19 protein-coding genes and 1 pseudogene are annotated in these 15,728 nt (G+C 56.2%); 11 read left to right on the top strand and 9 right to left on the bottom strand.

The window, feature by feature from the left end:
- The first annotated feature begins 18 nt into the window (after window positions 1–18).
- Window positions 19–1,131 (top strand): hypothetical protein, encoded by a 1,113-nt coding sequence (locus AC6I6X_RS22095; RefSeq protein WP_497932733.1) that lies wholly within the window; start codon window positions 19–21, stop codon window positions 1,129–1,131.
- A 147-nt stretch (window positions 1,132–1,278) separates the two neighbouring features.
- Here the strand turns inward: AC6I6X_RS22095 and AC6I6X_RS22090 are convergent, their stop codons facing one another.
- Both AC6I6X_RS22090 and AC6I6X_RS22085 read right to left on the bottom strand, forming a co-directional pair.
- Window positions 1,279–1,530: a hypothetical protein gene (locus AC6I6X_RS22090; RefSeq protein ID WP_497932732.1), complete on the bottom strand. Its 252-nt coding sequence runs from the start codon at window positions 1,528–1,530 to the stop codon at window positions 1,279–1,281.
- A 303-nt stretch (window positions 1,531–1,833) separates the two neighbouring features.
- Window positions 1,834–2,094, bottom strand: a complete 261-nt coding sequence (locus AC6I6X_RS22085) for a hypothetical protein (protein ID WP_497932730.1) — start codon at window positions 2,092–2,094, stop codon at window positions 1,834–1,836.
- A gap of 98 nt (window positions 2,095–2,192) precedes the next feature.
- Here AC6I6X_RS22085 and AC6I6X_RS22080 point away from each other — a divergent pair, with 98 nt between their 5' ends.
- Window positions 2,193–2,513, top strand: a complete 321-nt coding sequence (locus AC6I6X_RS22080) for a hypothetical protein (protein ID WP_497932729.1) — start codon at window positions 2,193–2,195, stop codon at window positions 2,511–2,513.
- Window positions 2,514–2,764: 251 nt separating this feature from the next.
- Window positions 2,765–3,523, top strand: a complete 759-nt coding sequence (locus AC6I6X_RS22075; protein WP_497932728.1) for a hypothetical protein — start codon at window positions 2,765–2,767, stop codon at window positions 3,521–3,523.
- 826 nt (window positions 3,524–4,349) lie between these two features.
- On the opposite strand, the gene AC6I6X_RS22070 is transcribed toward AC6I6X_RS22075, so the two are convergent.
- Window positions 4,350–4,625, bottom strand: coding sequence for an MBL fold metallo-hydrolase (locus AC6I6X_RS22070; RefSeq protein ID WP_497932806.1), 276 nt, complete (start codon window positions 4,623–4,625; stop codon window positions 4,350–4,352).
- 141 nt (window positions 4,626–4,766) lie between these two features.
- Between AC6I6X_RS22070 and AC6I6X_RS22065 the strand changes: the two genes are divergently transcribed.
- Entirely contained in the window at window positions 4,767–5,654 is an 888-nt protein-coding gene (locus tag AC6I6X_RS22065) for a DUF4397 domain-containing protein (protein WP_497932727.1), read from the top strand.
- Here the strand turns inward: AC6I6X_RS22065 and AC6I6X_RS22060 are convergent.
- Entirely contained in the window at window positions 5,627–5,818 is a 192-nt protein-coding gene (locus AC6I6X_RS22060; protein WP_497932726.1) for a hypothetical protein, read from the bottom strand. The two genes, AC6I6X_RS22065 and AC6I6X_RS22060, sit on opposite strands and share 28 nt — an antisense overlap.
- Before the next feature lie 469 nt (window positions 5,819–6,287).
- Between AC6I6X_RS22060 and AC6I6X_RS22055 the strand changes: the two genes are divergently transcribed.
- From AC6I6X_RS22055 to AC6I6X_RS22040, 4 genes are all read left to right on the top strand, one after another.
- Window positions 6,288–6,944 (top strand): TMEM175 family protein, encoded by a 657-nt coding sequence (locus tag AC6I6X_RS22055; RefSeq protein ID WP_497932725.1) that lies wholly within the window; start codon window positions 6,288–6,290, stop codon window positions 6,942–6,944.
- Window positions 6,945–7,214: 270 nt separating this feature from the next.
- Window positions 7,215–7,892, top strand: coding sequence for a helix-turn-helix domain-containing protein (locus AC6I6X_RS22050; RefSeq protein ID WP_497932724.1), 678 nt, complete (start codon window positions 7,215–7,217; stop codon window positions 7,890–7,892).
- 82 nt (window positions 7,893–7,974) lie between these two features.
- Window positions 7,975–8,316: a DUF7344 domain-containing protein gene (locus tag AC6I6X_RS22045; RefSeq protein WP_497932723.1), complete on the top strand. Its 342-nt coding sequence runs from the start codon at window positions 7,975–7,977 to the stop codon at window positions 8,314–8,316.
- A 237-nt stretch (window positions 8,317–8,553) separates the two neighbouring features.
- Entirely contained in the window at window positions 8,554–9,078 is a 525-nt protein-coding gene (locus tag AC6I6X_RS22040; RefSeq protein ID WP_497932722.1) for a DUF6653 family protein, read from the top strand.
- A gap of 201 nt (window positions 9,079–9,279) precedes the next feature.
- Here AC6I6X_RS22040 and AC6I6X_RS22035 read toward each other — a convergent pair whose 3' ends face one another.
- The 3 genes and pseudogenes from AC6I6X_RS22035 to AC6I6X_RS22025 form a co-directional block, all read right to left on the bottom strand.
- On the bottom strand, window positions 9,280–9,873 hold the full coding sequence (locus AC6I6X_RS22035; RefSeq protein ID WP_497932721.1) for a hypothetical protein: 594 nt from the start codon (window positions 9,871–9,873) through the stop codon (window positions 9,280–9,282).
- A gap of 181 nt (window positions 9,874–10,054) precedes the next feature.
- Window positions 10,055–10,224 (bottom strand): annotated as a pseudogene (locus AC6I6X_RS22030) (IS5/IS1182 family transposase); the annotation flags it as partial.
- Between the two features lie 144 nt (window positions 10,225–10,368).
- Window positions 10,369–10,614: a hypothetical protein gene (locus tag AC6I6X_RS22025; protein ID WP_497932720.1), complete on the bottom strand. Its 246-nt coding sequence runs from the start codon at window positions 10,612–10,614 to the stop codon at window positions 10,369–10,371.
- 178 nt (window positions 10,615–10,792) lie between these two features.
- On the opposite strand from AC6I6X_RS22025, the gene AC6I6X_RS22020 reads away from it, so the two are divergent.
- Complete coding sequence (locus AC6I6X_RS22020; protein WP_497932719.1) at window positions 10,793–12,331, top strand: TrkH family potassium uptake protein; 1,539 nt, start codon at window positions 10,793–10,795, stop codon at window positions 12,329–12,331.
- Window positions 12,332–12,337: 6 nt separating this feature from the next.
- Here AC6I6X_RS22020 and AC6I6X_RS22015 read toward each other — a convergent pair whose 3' ends face one another.
- Window positions 12,338–13,885, bottom strand: coding sequence for a TrkH family potassium uptake protein (locus AC6I6X_RS22015; protein WP_497932718.1), 1,548 nt, complete (start codon window positions 13,883–13,885; stop codon window positions 12,338–12,340).
- Window positions 13,882–14,553 carry a potassium channel family protein gene (locus tag AC6I6X_RS22010; protein WP_497932717.1) on the bottom strand — a complete coding sequence of 224 codons (672 nt, stop codon included), beginning with the start codon at window positions 14,551–14,553 and terminating at the stop codon, window positions 13,882–13,884. Before AC6I6X_RS22010 ends, AC6I6X_RS22015 begins: the two co-directional genes overlap by 4 nt.
- Before the next feature lie 296 nt (window positions 14,554–14,849).
- Between AC6I6X_RS22010 and AC6I6X_RS22005 the strand changes: the two genes are divergently transcribed.
- Together AC6I6X_RS22005 and AC6I6X_RS22000 are read left to right on the top strand one after the other, a co-directional pair.
- Window positions 14,850–15,197: a hypothetical protein gene (locus AC6I6X_RS22005; RefSeq protein ID WP_497932716.1), complete on the top strand. Its 348-nt coding sequence runs from the start codon at window positions 14,850–14,852 to the stop codon at window positions 15,195–15,197.
- A gap of 75 nt (window positions 15,198–15,272) precedes the next feature.
- Entirely contained in the window at window positions 15,273–15,713 is a 441-nt protein-coding gene (locus AC6I6X_RS22000; RefSeq protein WP_497932715.1) for a universal stress protein, read from the top strand.
- The last annotated feature ends 15 nt before the right edge of the window (window positions 15,714–15,728 follow it).

Genomic DNA, 15,728 nt, shown 5'->3' with positions numbered 1-15,728 from the left:
GTTTTGTGATTCTCTCATATGTCCCTCGCCCTCCAATTCGGTTCCGTGCTCGCGTTCCTTGTCGTGACGCTTCCCGTATACTGGGTGTTTTCTCGCCTTTCCCTCCGCACATCTGCGCCCACAGTGTGGCTTCGCCGATTGTTGATTACTCTTCTTCCGACCGCTGGTGGTGCGTATCTTCTGTTTTCGGTCGTTGGTATTGGAGAATTCGCCCGTGGTCTCGTCACGGGATTTCTCTCCGGAGTCATACCCTCGTCCGTGCTGCCGTTTTTCACTTCCCTCGCAACACAGTTTGCGCTATTTGCCTCGACAGCCGTGGTGATGCTTACGGCGTACGCCGTAGTCGTTCCCGCGATTCGACGCGCGAGAGATATCGACGTATCTACGTGGAGTGTGATTCGCCGAATGGGCCGGTACGTGGCAGTCCTCACGGTCCTCCTGACGGTCTTTTTCGTCCCGTTCGAACGGGTCGTCTCGGGCGAAGGGGTAGGGTTGGCCCCACTAACACTCGCACTTCTCTTGCTGGTAGTCCCGTTTGTGACCCCGGTCCTCGTTCACGCCCTTCGCTCAGTCCGTCCACCCGAGCAGACCGAACGAGCCCGACTTGCATCAGTATGCGAGCAGGCCGGACTCGACGTGGAGGAAGTCTGGATCCTTACAGACGCCGAAGAGACGCTAGAGATCTATCTCCGTGGCCTGCCAGGGCGACGCCACTTGTACGTTTCGGAGATCGCGTTGACGGGATTCGACGACGAGACGTTGGGCGCATTACTGGCGGCGAATGCCGGGACCCTCAGACACCATTATCGAGCGATCAAGCTCGCTCCGTTGTTCGGATTCCTCATCGTCGGTGTGGCGACACTCGCGTGGGGTTCACCACTACTCTACGCGATTCTGATCGCGGTCGCTCTTTTGCTGCCGCTTCCGGTGTTGTGGGCTGCACGACGAGCAGTTCGTCGAGCCGACGATTACGCAGCCACCCAGATGGGCTCTGACACGGTTGCGAATGCACTGGAACGGATGGCGACCGAACAGAATCTCGACATTCGATCGGGAGGGCTGATGACAGTACTCAAGAGTCGCCCCCCATTACAGGACCGGATTGACCGACTTCGGAACAGAACGAACTGAGGAAAAAATGCTCTGTTGAAACCCTTGATCGGTGATAGATTTTAGAAACCGTACTGAATACAGGACGCGAATGATGCACGACATTTAGCTCAATCTGCGAAGACGGTGATCGCTCAGTACTGGAGGTGTACACACCATTGGGACTGTTTAGGAGAGTCTCTTGACGACCCGTTCGGCGACTTTTCCAGCGACCCACATCCCGACTAAAAATGCAGCAGCAACAACTGTGAGTCCTACAGTAGAGGTAACAAACCAGTCGAGTTGAAGGAGGATGAGCATCCCTGTGAAAATCTCATAAACGAAAAACATAACGGGTAGACCGATTAAGAAGGCGGAACCGAAATAGATTACACTGGTCATTGCCAGCGAGCGACGGTTTTGCGTGTGATTTGATGCCATACTGTTATATTTTCGACATGGATCACTATATGTTTTTTCAAGAAGCACTGTTAGTGACGTTCAGTTCGCACGTGTAGTGAACGTGTATTTCACGAAAAAACACATCTGAAGAATGGGGTTTCATTAGAGCCTCGAAACCGTATTCGAACCGACGTCGAAACAGGTGCGTATTGAGGACGAGGCCCTACTGCGGGTCAGTTACGAGGCCATCAGCGACGTCAACGATCTCAACCTGGAAAATTCGACAAGGCGAGAGAAGGAGAGTTTTCGATTCCTGACGAGGGCGAGGGCGGGATTGAGGAGCTAATCCACGTCATATAGAATGTTGAGGAGATAGGCAGCCAGTGCGAACCCAATGGGAAGCAGAATGTAGGGCGCGAACGCCGGGGCCGGCTCTACGGGATCAAACCAACGCTCGACCATCGCCACGATCCATCCCAGTACCATCAACACCGCCAGCAGCGCGAAGGTGAACTGGATAGCCATGATCGCGCCGAGGAGGGAGTCCTCGAACCGGCCGGCGTTAAACCGTAACTTGTCTTCCTTCATTTGATCTGTGGTCATACCGAATTCTTCTCACAAGTCATCTAAAAACCTTGTCGTGATTTACGGTTAACCACGAGGACAATCCTTAAGAGTCGAGTCTGCGTCACGACAACTATATGACTGGTTCTACACCCAGGAGTCCGGCCTCCGCCGTCCTCCAGGACGACGACATCGAGCTCATCGAGAAAATGGAGGAGGAAGCCACCGATCGATGGGGAGACGAGTGGACGATCTCCATCCGCCGATGGGCAGACGGTGATGCGCAGATCATTGCCGAGCACGTCGCCGGCTTCGAGGATGGCCACCAGGTGAAGCATCGGTTGATGAAAGGGCCGGAGGGCGATCTCGGTCACGACGTCGTCCGGGTCAAGCAGCGGGAGATCGTCGACCAGGACGTCATCGAATATCCGGACGGTGTCGACGAAAAATCAGGATGAGCGAGAGGGACGTGGTGGCTCTCTCGTCCACTCAGCTTCAATCTTAAAGAGTTCGTCTGAAACCACAAGCTTAACTCGGGATCACAATCGCGGATCGCGACGAGGCCACCATTGAAGAACCCACGAGCGAGACGGTGACCGCTGATCGCCGCATCGATCGCGACGTTTCGCTGGCTGAAACCGTCGACGAACTGCCGATCGATGGACTGTATAGACAAAGCACTTATTCCGAGACATATAATTTAGATATTATGAATCGGCGGAAGATACTCTTTGGAAGCGGAGCTGCATTGACAGTCGTTCTTGCTGGCTGTATGAGTGGAGATTCGGAAGACAGCGAGGATGTGACCGGAAACGTGGATGACGATTCCGATTCTGAGAGTAACGACGATACCGATACTGAAGCGGACCCGGAAGAAAACGATCAACAGACAGACAACGATGAAACCAACGGAGAAGACGACGAAGTCAACGAGCCAGATCCACAGTCGTTCGAGGGATCTGGGAACGAGAACATCTCAGACGGTGAAATCGATATCGAGGGAGGTCTGATCGTTATTGACGCCACTCATGACGGTGATTCGGACTTCAAGATTAGAATCGCCCGCGGAATGAACGACGCCGGCGTCGAGTTCGTGACAACAAGTGGTGACTACGAGGGCGAGACTGCAGAAATCGTCTCGGGGGGTTGGATAGAGATCATAGCCGATGGCAACTGGCAAATCGAGATTCGCCAGCCTCGAGCAACCAGCGGCGACGCGCTGCCGCAATCGTTCGACGACGAGGGTAATCACGTGTTCGGTCCGATCCAGTTCGATGGCATGCACACTGCCAGTGGCAAGCACTCCGGCGAATCGAACTTTCAGGTCCGGGTTTTACCGATGGAGGGCGATGGTACTACTGTCTTCAACGAGGCTGGCGAGTACGACGGTGAGAATACGTTCAGCTACGACGGAGTTGGATGGATTGCTGTGGAGGCTGACGGCGAGTGGACACTTGAGGTCGAGTAATCATTACGCCTTATCCGGCACCCGATGTCTTGGATTCCCAGTGTTTCGTGACGTACGATCACAGATTTCCTGAACGACCATGCCCATGGACTACCGATCTACCAGCCGGATCGTCGTTTGGCTGGCATCGCGGTCGACCTCGTGTCGAATATGGCCCTTCGAGGCAGTTGATTTAGATGGCGTTATTGAAACACGCAGGGGTTGATAGCATTTCGTGGCCGTGACGAATACAAGGTACGGGCCTTGTTTAGACGCGACCGAGATCGGCGCTAACGCTTCGTTCTCAAAGTATGGAACCGTACTGTGAGGTGCTTACCACCGGATTCTTTTCAGTCAAAATAACTCCTGACCCGCTCATCCGGGAGCGTCTAAACAAGGCTCAAGGTACGCATACAACACGAGATACAACTCGATCTGGGAACGTGATGATCGCTCAATACAGGGCAAGGGCCGTGTTTAGATGCGGAAACAATCGGCCCTCACGCGTTGTTCTCTACATACGAAACTGGACCGTGAGGTTGTCGCCACCGTATTCTGGTTAGACGAAGGGACTCCTGACTCGTCCATTCAGGGGCGTCTAAACAAGGCCCAGGGCAAGTAGATAGCGTTCAACCAAGAGGTGTTGCTGAGCCGATAGCGCCTGCAATGAATACATCTGCAACGAATAACAGGGATGCAAACCACGGTTTAAACTTGTGTTCAGACGTGGTGGCAGAAGCGTAGACATAGGCTGCTAAGCTGACAACCATACTAATGAATTACATTCCGTCGGTAAAAATATCGTTATATGGTTGTTCGGTTCGTGCTCTCTCTTCAGTAGACGAGATCAGAACTGACGAGTAGTTGGTAAGAACGGCGTGGTAAATATAGAGGATAAGCTCAGCATCTCCTCCGGATGGGCAGCAACGATTGGATCGGCGCGTGCACGGACCTTTTCGATCCCGCCGACGTGGTCCTCGTCGTGGTGAGTTAGGGACACTAGCCAGATGTCCTCAAGTCCATAGCCCAGATCCGAGAGGCGGACCTCGAGGGCGTCGGCAATCCCCTCGGGTCCGACGTCAACCAGAACGAGGCCACGTTCCGTCTCGACGGCGACGGGCAGGGCGTGGGCGCATCCGGATTATTCCATATCGGGTGGTTCGCTCGGACGGCCCAAAGCGTTGGATATCGAGCCTCGGAACTGCATCGGCCTGTGCCTGCAAGTGTTAGCATCATTACCTATCTCACCGTTCATGAAATTTACATGACTGAAGATTGCGTGAGCCGACGACGAATTCTACAGATCGGCGGCGGCCTCGTGGTAGTTAGTGGCGTCGGAAGTACCACGGCCGCCTCGAGTGACCACGAAACGAACGACCAGCCAACCGATACCGACTTCCAGACTCGAGTTGCACACCTCTCACCCGATGCACCCAACATCGACATCTACGTTGACGGAGAGCGGGTCCGCGAGGGCATCCCGTACGGGACGGTCACCGACTACCGCGACCTCCCGCCTGGCACGTACACGGTCCAGGTCGTTCCCGCCGGTGAAGACCCGGCCGAAGCAGTGCTCGAGGAGACCGTCGAGGCCGGCGACGTGGACTCCACCCTCGACGGTCTCCTCGCAGTGATCGGCGAAGTGGCCGCCGAAAACCAGCCCCTCGAGGCGCTGTTCCTCGACGACGACAACAGCCCAGTCGGTCCGGGTACCGCTCGGGTTCGCGTCCTCCACGCATCACCCGATGCGCCTGCGGTGGACGTCGTTGCCGGTGAAACAGGGGACGCGCTGTTCGAGAACGTCGCGTTCGGTGAATTCGGCTACACCGAAGTGCCGGAAGGCGAGTATACGCTCGTCATCTATCCCGCGGGTGACCGGGAGACCAGCGTCTTCGAAATTGACGTTTCCCTTACCGGAGGAACCGTCTACTCCGCGTTCGCGATTGGCTACCTCGAACCGGAGAATGCACCCGCCGATGAACCGTTCGAGATACTCCTCACGGAGGACGCCCACCCGGACGAGAAGGGCGTCGAACCGGACGAAGAGAAGCCTGAAGAAGACGAACCGGAGAAAGAGCCTGAAGAGGAGCCGAAAGAAGACGAACCTGAAAAAGACGAGAAAGACTACGAGAAGGACGATAAAGATAAGTGACACTGACTGCTGCCAAAGACGTCCTTCCTGACGATCTGGGAGCCGTCGTCACCCGTCGGAAAGAAGTGGACGTGGCCCTCGTCGGTTGGAGTGCTGTTGTTCTTCCACACTTCATACCGGACGACGTACTGTCTGGTCTCGGCAACGTCTTCCCGTCGTGTCATTGACGGCCTGTTCACACCGTCCTCCCGTGGCCCGATGTCTATCCGTTCGCTGTACACCCTTGCTTTCGGATTAGCCGACCCCTCCGGTTGAGACGACTTCCCCGTCGGTCCGAAACAGGTCGAACTGGACGGTGTACAGGCTGTCAGTGTGGTTGAACACGACGAGGCCGAGCATGACTGGCTGAGAGGAGAGGGCCGAGCAACCGGCACAGCTGGCCAGTACAGTGCTGAATACAGAGGATAGATTCATTAGCGCGATCGCCCACGAGCGAGTCGTTAGATAGGTCTGGGGATTTGTTTCCGATTAGGCATGTGGTAGGAACGACTCAAGTTGAAAAGTACGGAACGTGCGCGTCCCGTTCATCGAACGAGATTGGCAGCTGCTGTTCAGCGGTGTGAGTTTCAGGTCCGCCAGAAATACTCGGTAGAGACGCAATAATGGATTGACAATCAACAGTCTATATCACGTATGGCACTTCCGTTCCGCCGCGAGTCCGAGGAAACAGACCGACTGATTGCGCTCAGCGACGGCGTCATCGCAATTGCTATCACACTGTTGGTGCTGGAAATCAGCGTTCCGACGGTTCCTGCCGGAAGCACGACTGCGGTCGTGCCTGACCTCACCGCTGAGCAATGGCCCGAGTTCGTCGGGTACGTGCTGAGCTTTCTGGTGATCGGCCTCTACTGGACATTACATCGGCGCGTGTTCGTCTACGTTGAGGGCCACGACCGCAGCGTGGTCTGGCTCAATCTTCTGTTCTTACTCCTGGTCGCGTTCGTTCCGTACGCCACGAGCGTGTTTGTCGCCTACCCGACCGGGTTCGGCATCGCGTTCTACGCAGGGATATTGGCACTCACTGGATTCTCGCTGGCAATGTTGTGGGGGTACGTCTCCAGAAAACGCCTCCTCGAAGCGGGACTGACCTCACGAACGGTCGAGATTCAGGCGGCACGGTTTCTCGTCTCTCCGATCGTGTTCGCGGGGTCGGCAATCCTCGCCCAGTATAACCCGCTACTGGCCGTCCTCTCGTGGGGATTGCTGGTTCCCCTCAACGGCGCTTTCGAGTCACGACTTGTCACGAGCGTCGAGGAGTCGGTGACCGAGTCAGAGGACCAGCCTCAATAACCCTCTGTTCGCCCAGCGTTCGTACTGGTAGAGACGTACCCTGTCTCTCTCACTTCCAACCACCGATAGACGCCAACTGGCCAGTAACCGATACGCGCTATGGATTCAGCAGACTCCGTTCGAACTACCGAGGAGATGTCAAAAGTGACGTGCAACATGTAGAGGATATATTCACGGACACTGATCTATCGGCGAGTCTCCCAGCAACTCCGTCCCTTCGTCACCGCCGTGCAGCAACGACGCTTTGGGGCTGGATCACATACCTGCACTATGAGTGTCGTCCTCGAGTTCACAATCGACGCAGATCAGTTCCAACTCGGCGACTCGCTCTCAGGCTTCCAAGACACGACCTTTGAACTCGAACGGGTCGTCCCGACGGGCAATCACGTTATCCCGTTCATCTGGCTCACAACGGATGCCGACCTCGACACCGTGCTGGATGCGTTCGAAACGAAACTCATCGACCGTCCCAATATCACTGATGTGCGGGCTCTTGATAGGATTGAAAACGGCGCGTTGTACCGAGTCACGTGGAGAGCACCTGAAAAAGATATCATCGATGGACTCACCCAGACCGATGCAATTGTCCTCGAAGCTCGCTCCCAGAGCGGGGCACGGTGGGAATTCCGCGTTCGATTTCCAGATCACGACTACTTGGCACAGTTTCAAAACATCTTGATCGAGAACGATGTGATGGTTCACATCAACCGTATCTACACTTTCACTGAGGAAACTGACCGACGACGCCAGTTCGGGATTTCGTCCGAGCAACGAGAAGCGTTGGTTCTTGCCCTGCGGCGGGGGTATTTCACTTCACCAAGTGAGGTGAGTCTCGACGAGTTAGCGGACGAACTCGACATAACGAAACAGGCGGTTTCAGACCGGATACGACGTGGGAACGAGAAAGTCCTCGAAACGACGTTGCTGTCCTCGGCGGTCGATGGCTAGTCAACAACCCATACGAGATAAAAAAGGGACTTGACCCGTCAAGAGAGCCGCTTATCCATCCCTGATCAGTAGCAGGGAGTGTATGCCAGACGACCAGCACCCAGGGGAGAGGGACTCGCTCAACACACTGTTCGATGTCTTGAGTCACGGTACCCGGCGACAGATCCTCGTGGAATTGGCTGATCACAATCCACGGACTGAAGCTGAGTTCGAAGCCGAAGAATTCGCGGCTGACGGAGGAAACCCTGATTCGCCCGAAACTGAACTCAACCACGTTCATCTGCCAAACCTTGTAGATGCAGGCTTCATCAACTGGGACTCGCAAACTGAGACGATTACCAGAGGGCCTCGCTTCAGTGAAATTGAACCGCTGCTTGTAGTGATCGACGATCACCAAGATACTCTCCCGGGAGACTGGCCGTAATCCGTTGAGAGCGTTTGACCGTGTAACGTGTCGGGTTTTATTGCGTTCAACAGAGCCAATCAGTCTGCACTTTTCACTCAATCCCGTTCGAAAGTACGGTCAGTACTTGCCCTGTACTGACCGTTCGACCTTCCGCGTTGATCCCTCCTCAGCCCGTGCACCATTCGCGCTGTGTATCTTGTACGCCTCGCTCAATCTATCCAGTAGTTGGCAGAAAGTGCGTGCAAGATACAGAGTATGACTGTATCAGTCACCGTTGAAGTGGGATTTATTGTAGTGGACAACGATATTCGGAGTATTATGATTGGTAAGAATGTTTCAACAGATAGTCTCGTAGACCGGTTTTTCTGGTCGCGACATGCTAATCCTCTGAGTGTCTGGACGTACGTAGTTGTGTATCCGGTACTTGTCTTGGCAATTTATCGGCGAAGCCGACCGCTCTTGGCCGGGATACTCTTATTTGTCGGGATAAATCCTCTTGTAGCCTCGCCACCAGAGAATGACGACGCGTGGGCAACGCGCGTTGTGTTGGGCGAACAAGTATGGCTCGAACAGGGGATCTTGTCCTCAAAGGAGACACTGTTTACGGCTGCCTGTGCACCGATTTACCTGTATACGATTCGAGCGGCTATCAAACGCAACCCCGTGAGGACGGTAGTTGGAACTGTTGTCTCGATGGTTTTCATGTTTCTCTTTTTCAGTCGAATGGTTAGACTGTACGAGAAAGAAACTGACCACCAAAATTCTACAACTTCGAACTAACTACAGAGGTACGCATGCTTCCATGCGTTAACATCGAGTCAGGTTTCGTGCCACATTCGCGCTGTGTATCTTGCACGCCTCGCTGAATCTATCCAGTAGCTGACGGAATGCGCGTGCAAGATACAGAGGATGAGTGCAGTACGTCAACCTCGTTTGTTTCACGCCGAAGTCAATGAACCATTCCTTCAGTAGATATGCTTGCTAACCGAGGTTGGAGATCAATTCAGCCGGTACAGTGAGTTCGACCCGAGTGCCGCTGAGTGAGCGTGCCGATAGCCGGGCCTCAAGTTCGACCACCCTCTCCTCAGAATCAGTGTTATCCAGAACCGTGAGCAGGAAGTGGACGCGCCCCGCTGTCGTTCCACGCGGGTACGCGTATCGGCGCTTGGAAGACGTCGACTCCTCGGCTTCCGAGGGAGATCTACCCCATGTCGAACTATAGGAGGTCGCAATACCGGGATTGAGCGTTGCCCTAACATCACCAGTCACCACGAGTTCAACGATAACGTCTGACCAGAGCCCGTTCCGTTGTATTGCCCAGACGACCTCGACAGCCACCTTTTGCTCCGTCGTTCGCTCGGGGATCGAGACCCCGAGGAGTGCGTCATCGTCCTCGACGGGGGTAACAGCGGGGCTAAGGGAATCAATCTGTTCACCATCCTTGCGGACGACAGTACCATCGTCTGTTCGTTCGAGATCGAGGCTGGATGACCCATACAGGGCCGCGCCGACGATCGCACCACTGCTGCCAAGTGCGCTGAGCCCACCGATGGCGATCACGTCGCGTCGCTTCATTCAACCGACCTTTAGCAGCATCCGCGAAGGGTCTTCTGGTGGACAGTGTCTCGATAGCTGTGTCACCTGCACAGAGCCATCACCTCACCCTTCACAAATCGATCCATCTCTCGTGGAAGAGTCGCGCCCTATATGCAGCACGACTGCTGAAGCATATCGGTTATAGAGGGTTTCAACAGAGTCGGATTCGGGGCATCTCAATGAGTTCGTCAAGGAGTGTTCGATAGGTCGTGTCCTTCTGAACGTGGAGACACTCGAGAACTTCGATGAGTACCGAGCCACAGCACATTGCGTTAGCTGAAATGCTTCCTCGACAAACCGGAGCAACCGTAACTTCGGGAGAGTCTGCATTCGGTTATACTATTGTCCAAACGTGTAACCCCTCAATGATTTCAATAAAACCACTTAGTTATGTTTCTGGGAGAATAGGGATTGTCGATTCCGTTTCCATTCTCACTGTGTCGGCCGATCTCATTCGATCAACGTCCACCATCGTTACTGGTCCCAGGGAGGACGCTGGCTTTGACGCTTCGACCGTTCTTCAGATTCGGCCAGAATTTGCTCAATCGCCCATACGACCCATAGAAAGACAATCGCCATGAAGATGACCATCTCGATCCGAATGATCGAACCGTACCAAACGGAGAGGATGAGAGTCATGATCGCTACTGCAACAGTGACGACGCCGAAGACGTCGTAAAACGAATGGGGATGCCGAATGCTTGGTAAGCGAAGGCCCATAAGTGAAGGTACGCGCTATTCTTATAAAGAGTCTATTCCCGACCCGATCACGACTCAAGTCGGACGGGATATGTGGTATGGATGCCTGATAGTACGGCAGTCACGGTGGATTGATACGGTCTTATCGAAATGTCATTAGATACTATGTCCAACCGCGGCTACGTAAGTGGGGTGTTCTATGCGACTCCGAACTGACTGGCGTGCCAGTTTCGCACTGGTCGGTATCGTTCTCAAGTATCTATCAGTTCCGTTGACGGTTCCGATCATCGTGGCGGTCATCTACAGTGACCCTGTGTTCCCGTTCGTCGCGACGATTGCGTTGACGATTACTGTCGGCCAAGGTCTCAAGCGCCTCAACCCTACTCCGGATCTCCAGATCCGAGAGGCGATGCTGTTCGTCGCAATTTCGTGGCTTGCCGTTGCCGCCGTGGGGGCGGTCCCGTATGTGCTCGCTGGTTGGGGGACCGAATCGACGCTTGCCGACCCTATTAACGCGCTGTTTGAGTCAATGTCCGGCTTTACGACGACTGGGGCAACCGTCCTCGGGGAAATCTCGTTCGACCGGCACTCCCACGCGATTCTCATGTGGCGACAGCTCACCCAGTGGCTCGGCGGAATGGGGATCATCGTGTTGATGGTCGCGATCTTACCGGAGGTCGCGGTCAGTGGCGCACAACTCATTAAGTCGGAAGCGCCGGGTCCGGAGTTACAGAAACTTACACCGCGTATCGCCGAAACGGCCCGGATTCTCTGGCTCGTCTACTTCGCCTTTACAGCCGTCTACATCGCGTTACTCTACGGCTTTCACCTCGCAGGGATGGCGCCTAACATGGGACTGTACAACGCCATCGCCCATGGGTTCACGACGCTTCCGACTGGCGGGTTCTCACCCGAGGCAGATAGCGTCGCGGCATTCTCCGCAATCGTTCAGTGGACCGCGATCCCTTTCATGATCATTGCCGGGACAAACTTCGCGCTGTTCTGGCACATCTTCAGTGGCGAAGCCGACCGCTTTGTTCAGAACTCCGAGTTTCGCACTTACGTTGCTGCAATCGCCGGGCTGACTATTCTCCTCATCGGATTGCTCTATACCGGTTCCGCGCCGGCACTTGCGGAACTGGGCGGCGTGACCGAGGGTGTCCTTGAGAACTCGATGCGACAGAGCACATTCCAGATCGCGTCGCTTTTGACCTCAACCGGCTACGCGACCAGCAACTTCGCCGAGTGGTCCTCAACGGGGAAGATCGTCCTCCTCTTTGCCATGCTCGTCGGCGGTTCTGCCGGCTCGACCGGTGGTGGCGTCAAAGTCGTGCGGTGGCTAATCATCTTCAAGGTTCTCCGACGAGAGTTGTTTACGGCCTCTCACCCCGAGAGCGTTCGACCGATCCGTCTGGCCGGAACCGTTGTCGATGAGGACGCCATCCGTGGCGTGCTCGGCTTTACTTTTATGTATCTCTCTATCTTCGCCATCGCTACGCTGCTCATCGCCCTCGATGCTCGTCGTATCGGCTACGCGCTGACGCCGCTTGAGGCGTTCAGCGCCAGTCTCGCAACGATCGGCAACATCGGGCCCGGATTTGGATCGCTCGGTCCGTTCGGGAGCTATCTGGCGTTCCCGGACAGTTCGAAGCTGCTGATGGTCTTTCTCATGTGGATCGGCCGCCTTGAGATAATCCCTGTGCTCGTGTTATTCACAAGCAGTTTCTGGAGACGGTAATATCAATCATGTGTAGAGGTTGAGCCGTTGGAAGACAGTACCCAGCAGCACAGCCACTGGAATGATTTCCAACCTGCCGACCCACATATTAACGATCAACATCGCCTTCGCTGCGTCGGGCATGTCGGGGCCGGTGATACCGGCGTCGAGGCCGACAGTGCTCTGTGCGCTCATCACCTCGAAAATCACGTATTCTACCGGATGTGCCGGTGAAACAGTCCACAGCAGTACGGCGACACCGGCCATGAGAACGAGTATCCAGAGGACGAACACGACCGCTGCCTCCGTGAACTCGCGCTCGACCTGGGTCTGATCGAGCGTCCGTTTTCCGAGCCGCAGGTGTCGAACCGCACTACTCGGTACGAAGACGGTTCTGATCTGCCACACGGTCCCCTTGAGCAGTATGAGAACGCGGATGAGTTTGAGACCGCCGACCGTCGACCCCGCTGCGGCACCGGTGAGCATGCCGACGCAGAGCAAGAGCGTCGTCCCGGCCGTCCAGACCTGTTCGGTTCCGCCACCGATCGTCGTCGTCCCGAACCCGGCGTTCGACGTCGCGGAGACGAACTGGAACAGCGCGATCCGGAACGTCTCCTCGATCGTGTCGTACTGTCCGTTCGCCCAGAGAAGGGCCGTCAGAACGATCGAACCAGCGGTGAACCAGATGAAGACCCACCGGGTCTGGATGTCGGCGTAGAAATTCCGCACTTCGCCTTTGAGGATCAGGTAGTGGATCGGGAACGCGATACTCCCGGCGACCATCACCGGAACAACCGCGTACTCGATCAGCGGACTGCCGTAATGGCCGATCGAGTTGGCGTGAATCGAGAATCCACCGGTGGAAATCCCGGTCATCGCGTGATTGATCGCCCCCCACAGCGGCATGCCAGCGGCGAGAAAGAGCAGAATCCCGGCGACCGTGATGCCGAGGTAGATCCGCCAGATCTCGGTGACCGTCGAGACGACGCTCGGGTGGATCTTCTCGGAACGCGCTTCGCTCTCGTAGAGCGTCAGGGATCCGCTGCCCGGACGAGCGAGAATCGCGACGGTCAGCACGATGACGCCGACCCCACCGATCCACTCGGTGAACGACCGCCACCACTGGATCGATCGCGGCAGGTCCTCCTCGATTACGGCCATCGTCAACCCAGTGCTGGTAAAGCCGCTAATGCTCTCGAAGACTCCGTTCAGCGGATACCGAAAGACGCCGATTGTCTCGTTCGGTGGCGGCGTGTTCATCCAGACCGGATACGGATCCAGCGCGATCGTCCACGCGACGAGCACGAACGGGAGACTGCCCAGGACGCCGACCGACCCCCACGCGGTGGCCGCCGTGACCATCGCGTCGAGTTTCCTGGCGTCCGGGGCCGTCCGGTACCGCCGGGCGAGTGCGATACCGATGCCGCCCACGACCACGGCAGAGACGGTGAACGCGGGAACCGCGTAGAACTCGCCATGGATCGTAGCGATCAGTATCGAGACGAGTAGCATCAACGCGAGGATCTGCAGGATTCGACCCAGATCCCGCCCCACCGTCGGATACTGGACCCTCATTTATGATTGCCGGTAAACGCTGCAACCGCATCGGCCAGCGAGGCGTCGTCGGTAAAAATTGTCACTTCATCGCCCGCCAATATTCTCGTGTCGCCCCTCGGCGCCCGTATCTCCCCGTCTCGTTCGAGTGCGACGACGAGAGCCCCCTCGGGAAGGTTCCCGGACTCCAGCGCTGTATTGAGGCGTTGATCACTCATCGGCGCATCTTCGCTGACGGTTAGTTCCACGAGTTCGGTGCTCTCGTCCAGTTCGATAAAGTCGGTGACGCTCGGATACCGGACGGAGTGATAGAGGTGGTCGGCGATCAGGTGTTGCGGGTTCTCGATCAGGGTCGCCCCGATCTTCTCGAAGACGGGGAGGTTTTCGGGGTCGTGAACCACGCTCACGAGGTTCGGGACGTCGTGTTCTTCCGCAAGCAACATCACCATGATGTTCGTCGCGTCGATGTCCGTCGTCGAGATGACGGCGTCCGCGCGATCGATCTCCGCGTCCTTGAGCGTGTCGTGGTTTCGCGCATCGTCGTGCAGGACGAGACAGTCGTACTCCGCTGACGCGGCGTTCGCGCGCTCTTCGTCCTGTTCGATGACGACGACGTCGTTTCCGTCAGTTACTGCGCGCTCGATCAGGTGCGAACCGATGTCTCCCGCACCGATTACGATCATGTACATTAGTATCACTCGACTTGAAACCCGGAACGAGCGGGTGAGTTGCGAATCCGTCGTGGCTTCCGTCTCGGTTCGTTCGCGCCGGTCGACCGAGACACACGTGCAGGACCGCTTGACAGTTGCTGCCTGCAAGTGTTTTCTCGGTAGTCAAAACAGTTCGCATATCCGATTATGACGCGGTCCGACGGCAATGAAAGCTATCGACGGAGCCTGCGGAGATGATACTGAGGCCACCGCCCGACTGTGTTCGTCAAGAACGCTGTGCAGTGATTAAGTATGACCGGTGTGAACGCTCACCTATGACTTGTGCTCCGACCCCTCCGGAAGGATTACCCGATCAACTCGTTTCGGATCTGAATCAGCTCTCCGCCGAGCAACTCCGGAAAACGATCATTCACGCGCAGGAACTCCTCAACTTCCAGAACGAGTCACCGGCACCGATCGAGCCGGAGCCTGGGGACGACATCATCCGGGTTACCGAACACGACGGCTACACCGAAGTGGTAAAACAGGTGTACTGTAGCGAGGACTGTGATGACTGCCCGCACGGACCGTACCTCTACCACGTCACCCCGGAACGCCATCCGGACGGCACGGAAACGCCGTACTGGAGATTCCTGGGGGAGGTCCACCCCGACGACGAGTGACGTCGGAACGCTCGATCGAACGAGGTTCGACTATCCCACCGAATCGTTATAGTGTGGGATTTCCTCCATTCTCGTATGAGCAATGCACACGGCCCTGCCCAGGGTGAGCTTCTCGCTCACGTTCTCGTTCCGGTCGCACACGAGGACGATGCCCTGAAGACGGCGATGGCCCTCGAACCCTACGATCCCGACCACGTGACGGCACTCCATGTCGTCGAAAAGGGGGAGGGAGTGCCGGACAAAACACCCGTCGAGCAATCCGAGGAGTTGGCCGCGGAGTCGTACGCCGCTGTCCGCCGGGTGTTTCCCGACGCCGACGATCACACTGCTTACGCTCGTGACGTCGTTGGAGCGATCTTCGAGGCTGCCGACGATGTCGACGCGAGCGCCATCGCGTACCGTTCCCGCGGTGGAAACCGGCTCATGCAGTTTCTGTCGGGTGACCGATCGCTCAAACTCGTTACTCAGGCCGATCGGCCCGTCATCGCACTGCCGCGGGAGGCGAGGAACGAGTAGCGACGGCCCAGTCGA

This window comes from Halosolutus sp. YCN4 (assembly GCF_059736495.1).
Note: the sequence above shows the minus strand (reverse complement) of the source record. Positions and strands in the feature narration are given on the sequence as shown.

Bases quoted from the DNA above. Each gene is read 5' to 3' on its own strand.
- AC6I6X_RS22065 (WP_497932727.1), top strand. From the start codon at position 4,767: ATGACTGAAGATTGCGTGAGCCGACGACGAATTCTACAGATCGGCGGC.
- AC6I6X_RS22015 (WP_497932718.1), bottom strand. From the start codon at position 13,885: ATGAGGGTCCAGTATCCGACGGTGGGGCGGGATCTGGGTCGAATCCTG.
- AC6I6X_RS22095 (WP_497932733.1), top strand. From the start codon at position 19: ATGTCCCTCGCCCTCCAATTCGGTTCCGTGCTCGCGTTCCTTGTCGTG.
- AC6I6X_RS22005 (WP_497932716.1), top strand. From the start codon at position 14,850: ATGACTTGTGCTCCGACCCCTCCGGAAGGATTACCCGATCAACTCGTT.
- AC6I6X_RS22045 (WP_497932723.1), top strand. From the start codon at position 7,975: ATGCCAGACGACCAGCACCCAGGGGAGAGGGACTCGCTCAACACACTG.
- AC6I6X_RS22080 (WP_497932729.1), top strand. From the start codon at position 2,193: ATGACTGGTTCTACACCCAGGAGTCCGGCCTCCGCCGTCCTCCAGGAC.
- AC6I6X_RS22040 (WP_497932722.1), top strand. From the start codon at position 8,554: ATGACTGTATCAGTCACCGTTGAAGTGGGATTTATTGTAGTGGACAAC.
- AC6I6X_RS22060 (WP_497932726.1), bottom strand. From the start codon at position 5,818: ATGACACGACGGGAAGACGTTGCCGAGACCAGACAGTACGTCGTCCGG.
- AC6I6X_RS22055 (WP_497932725.1), top strand. From the start codon at position 6,288: ATGGCACTTCCGTTCCGCCGCGAGTCCGAGGAAACAGACCGACTGATT.
- AC6I6X_RS22085 (WP_497932730.1), bottom strand. From the start codon at position 2,094: ATGACCACAGATCAAATGAAGGAAGACAAGTTACGGTTTAACGCCGGC.
- AC6I6X_RS22020 (WP_497932719.1), top strand. From the start codon at position 10,793: ATGCGACTCCGAACTGACTGGCGTGCCAGTTTCGCACTGGTCGGTATC.
- AC6I6X_RS22010 (WP_497932717.1), bottom strand. From the start codon at position 14,553: ATGTACATGATCGTAATCGGTGCGGGAGACATCGGTTCGCACCTGATC.
- AC6I6X_RS22025 (WP_497932720.1), bottom strand. From the start codon at position 10,614: ATGGGCCTTCGCTTACCAAGCATTCGGCATCCCCATTCGTTTTACGAC.
- AC6I6X_RS22075 (WP_497932728.1), top strand. From the start codon at position 2,765: ATGAATCGGCGGAAGATACTCTTTGGAAGCGGAGCTGCATTGACAGTC.
- AC6I6X_RS22000 (WP_497932715.1), top strand. From the start codon at position 15,273: ATGAGCAATGCACACGGCCCTGCCCAGGGTGAGCTTCTCGCTCACGTT.
- AC6I6X_RS22090 (WP_497932732.1), bottom strand. From the start codon at position 1,530: ATGGCATCAAATCACACGCAAAACCGTCGCTCGCTGGCAATGACCAGT.
- AC6I6X_RS22035 (WP_497932721.1), bottom strand. From the start codon at position 9,873: ATGAAGCGACGCGACGTGATCGCCATCGGTGGGCTCAGCGCACTTGGC.
- AC6I6X_RS22050 (WP_497932724.1), top strand. From the start codon at position 7,215: ATGAGTGTCGTCCTCGAGTTCACAATCGACGCAGATCAGTTCCAACTC.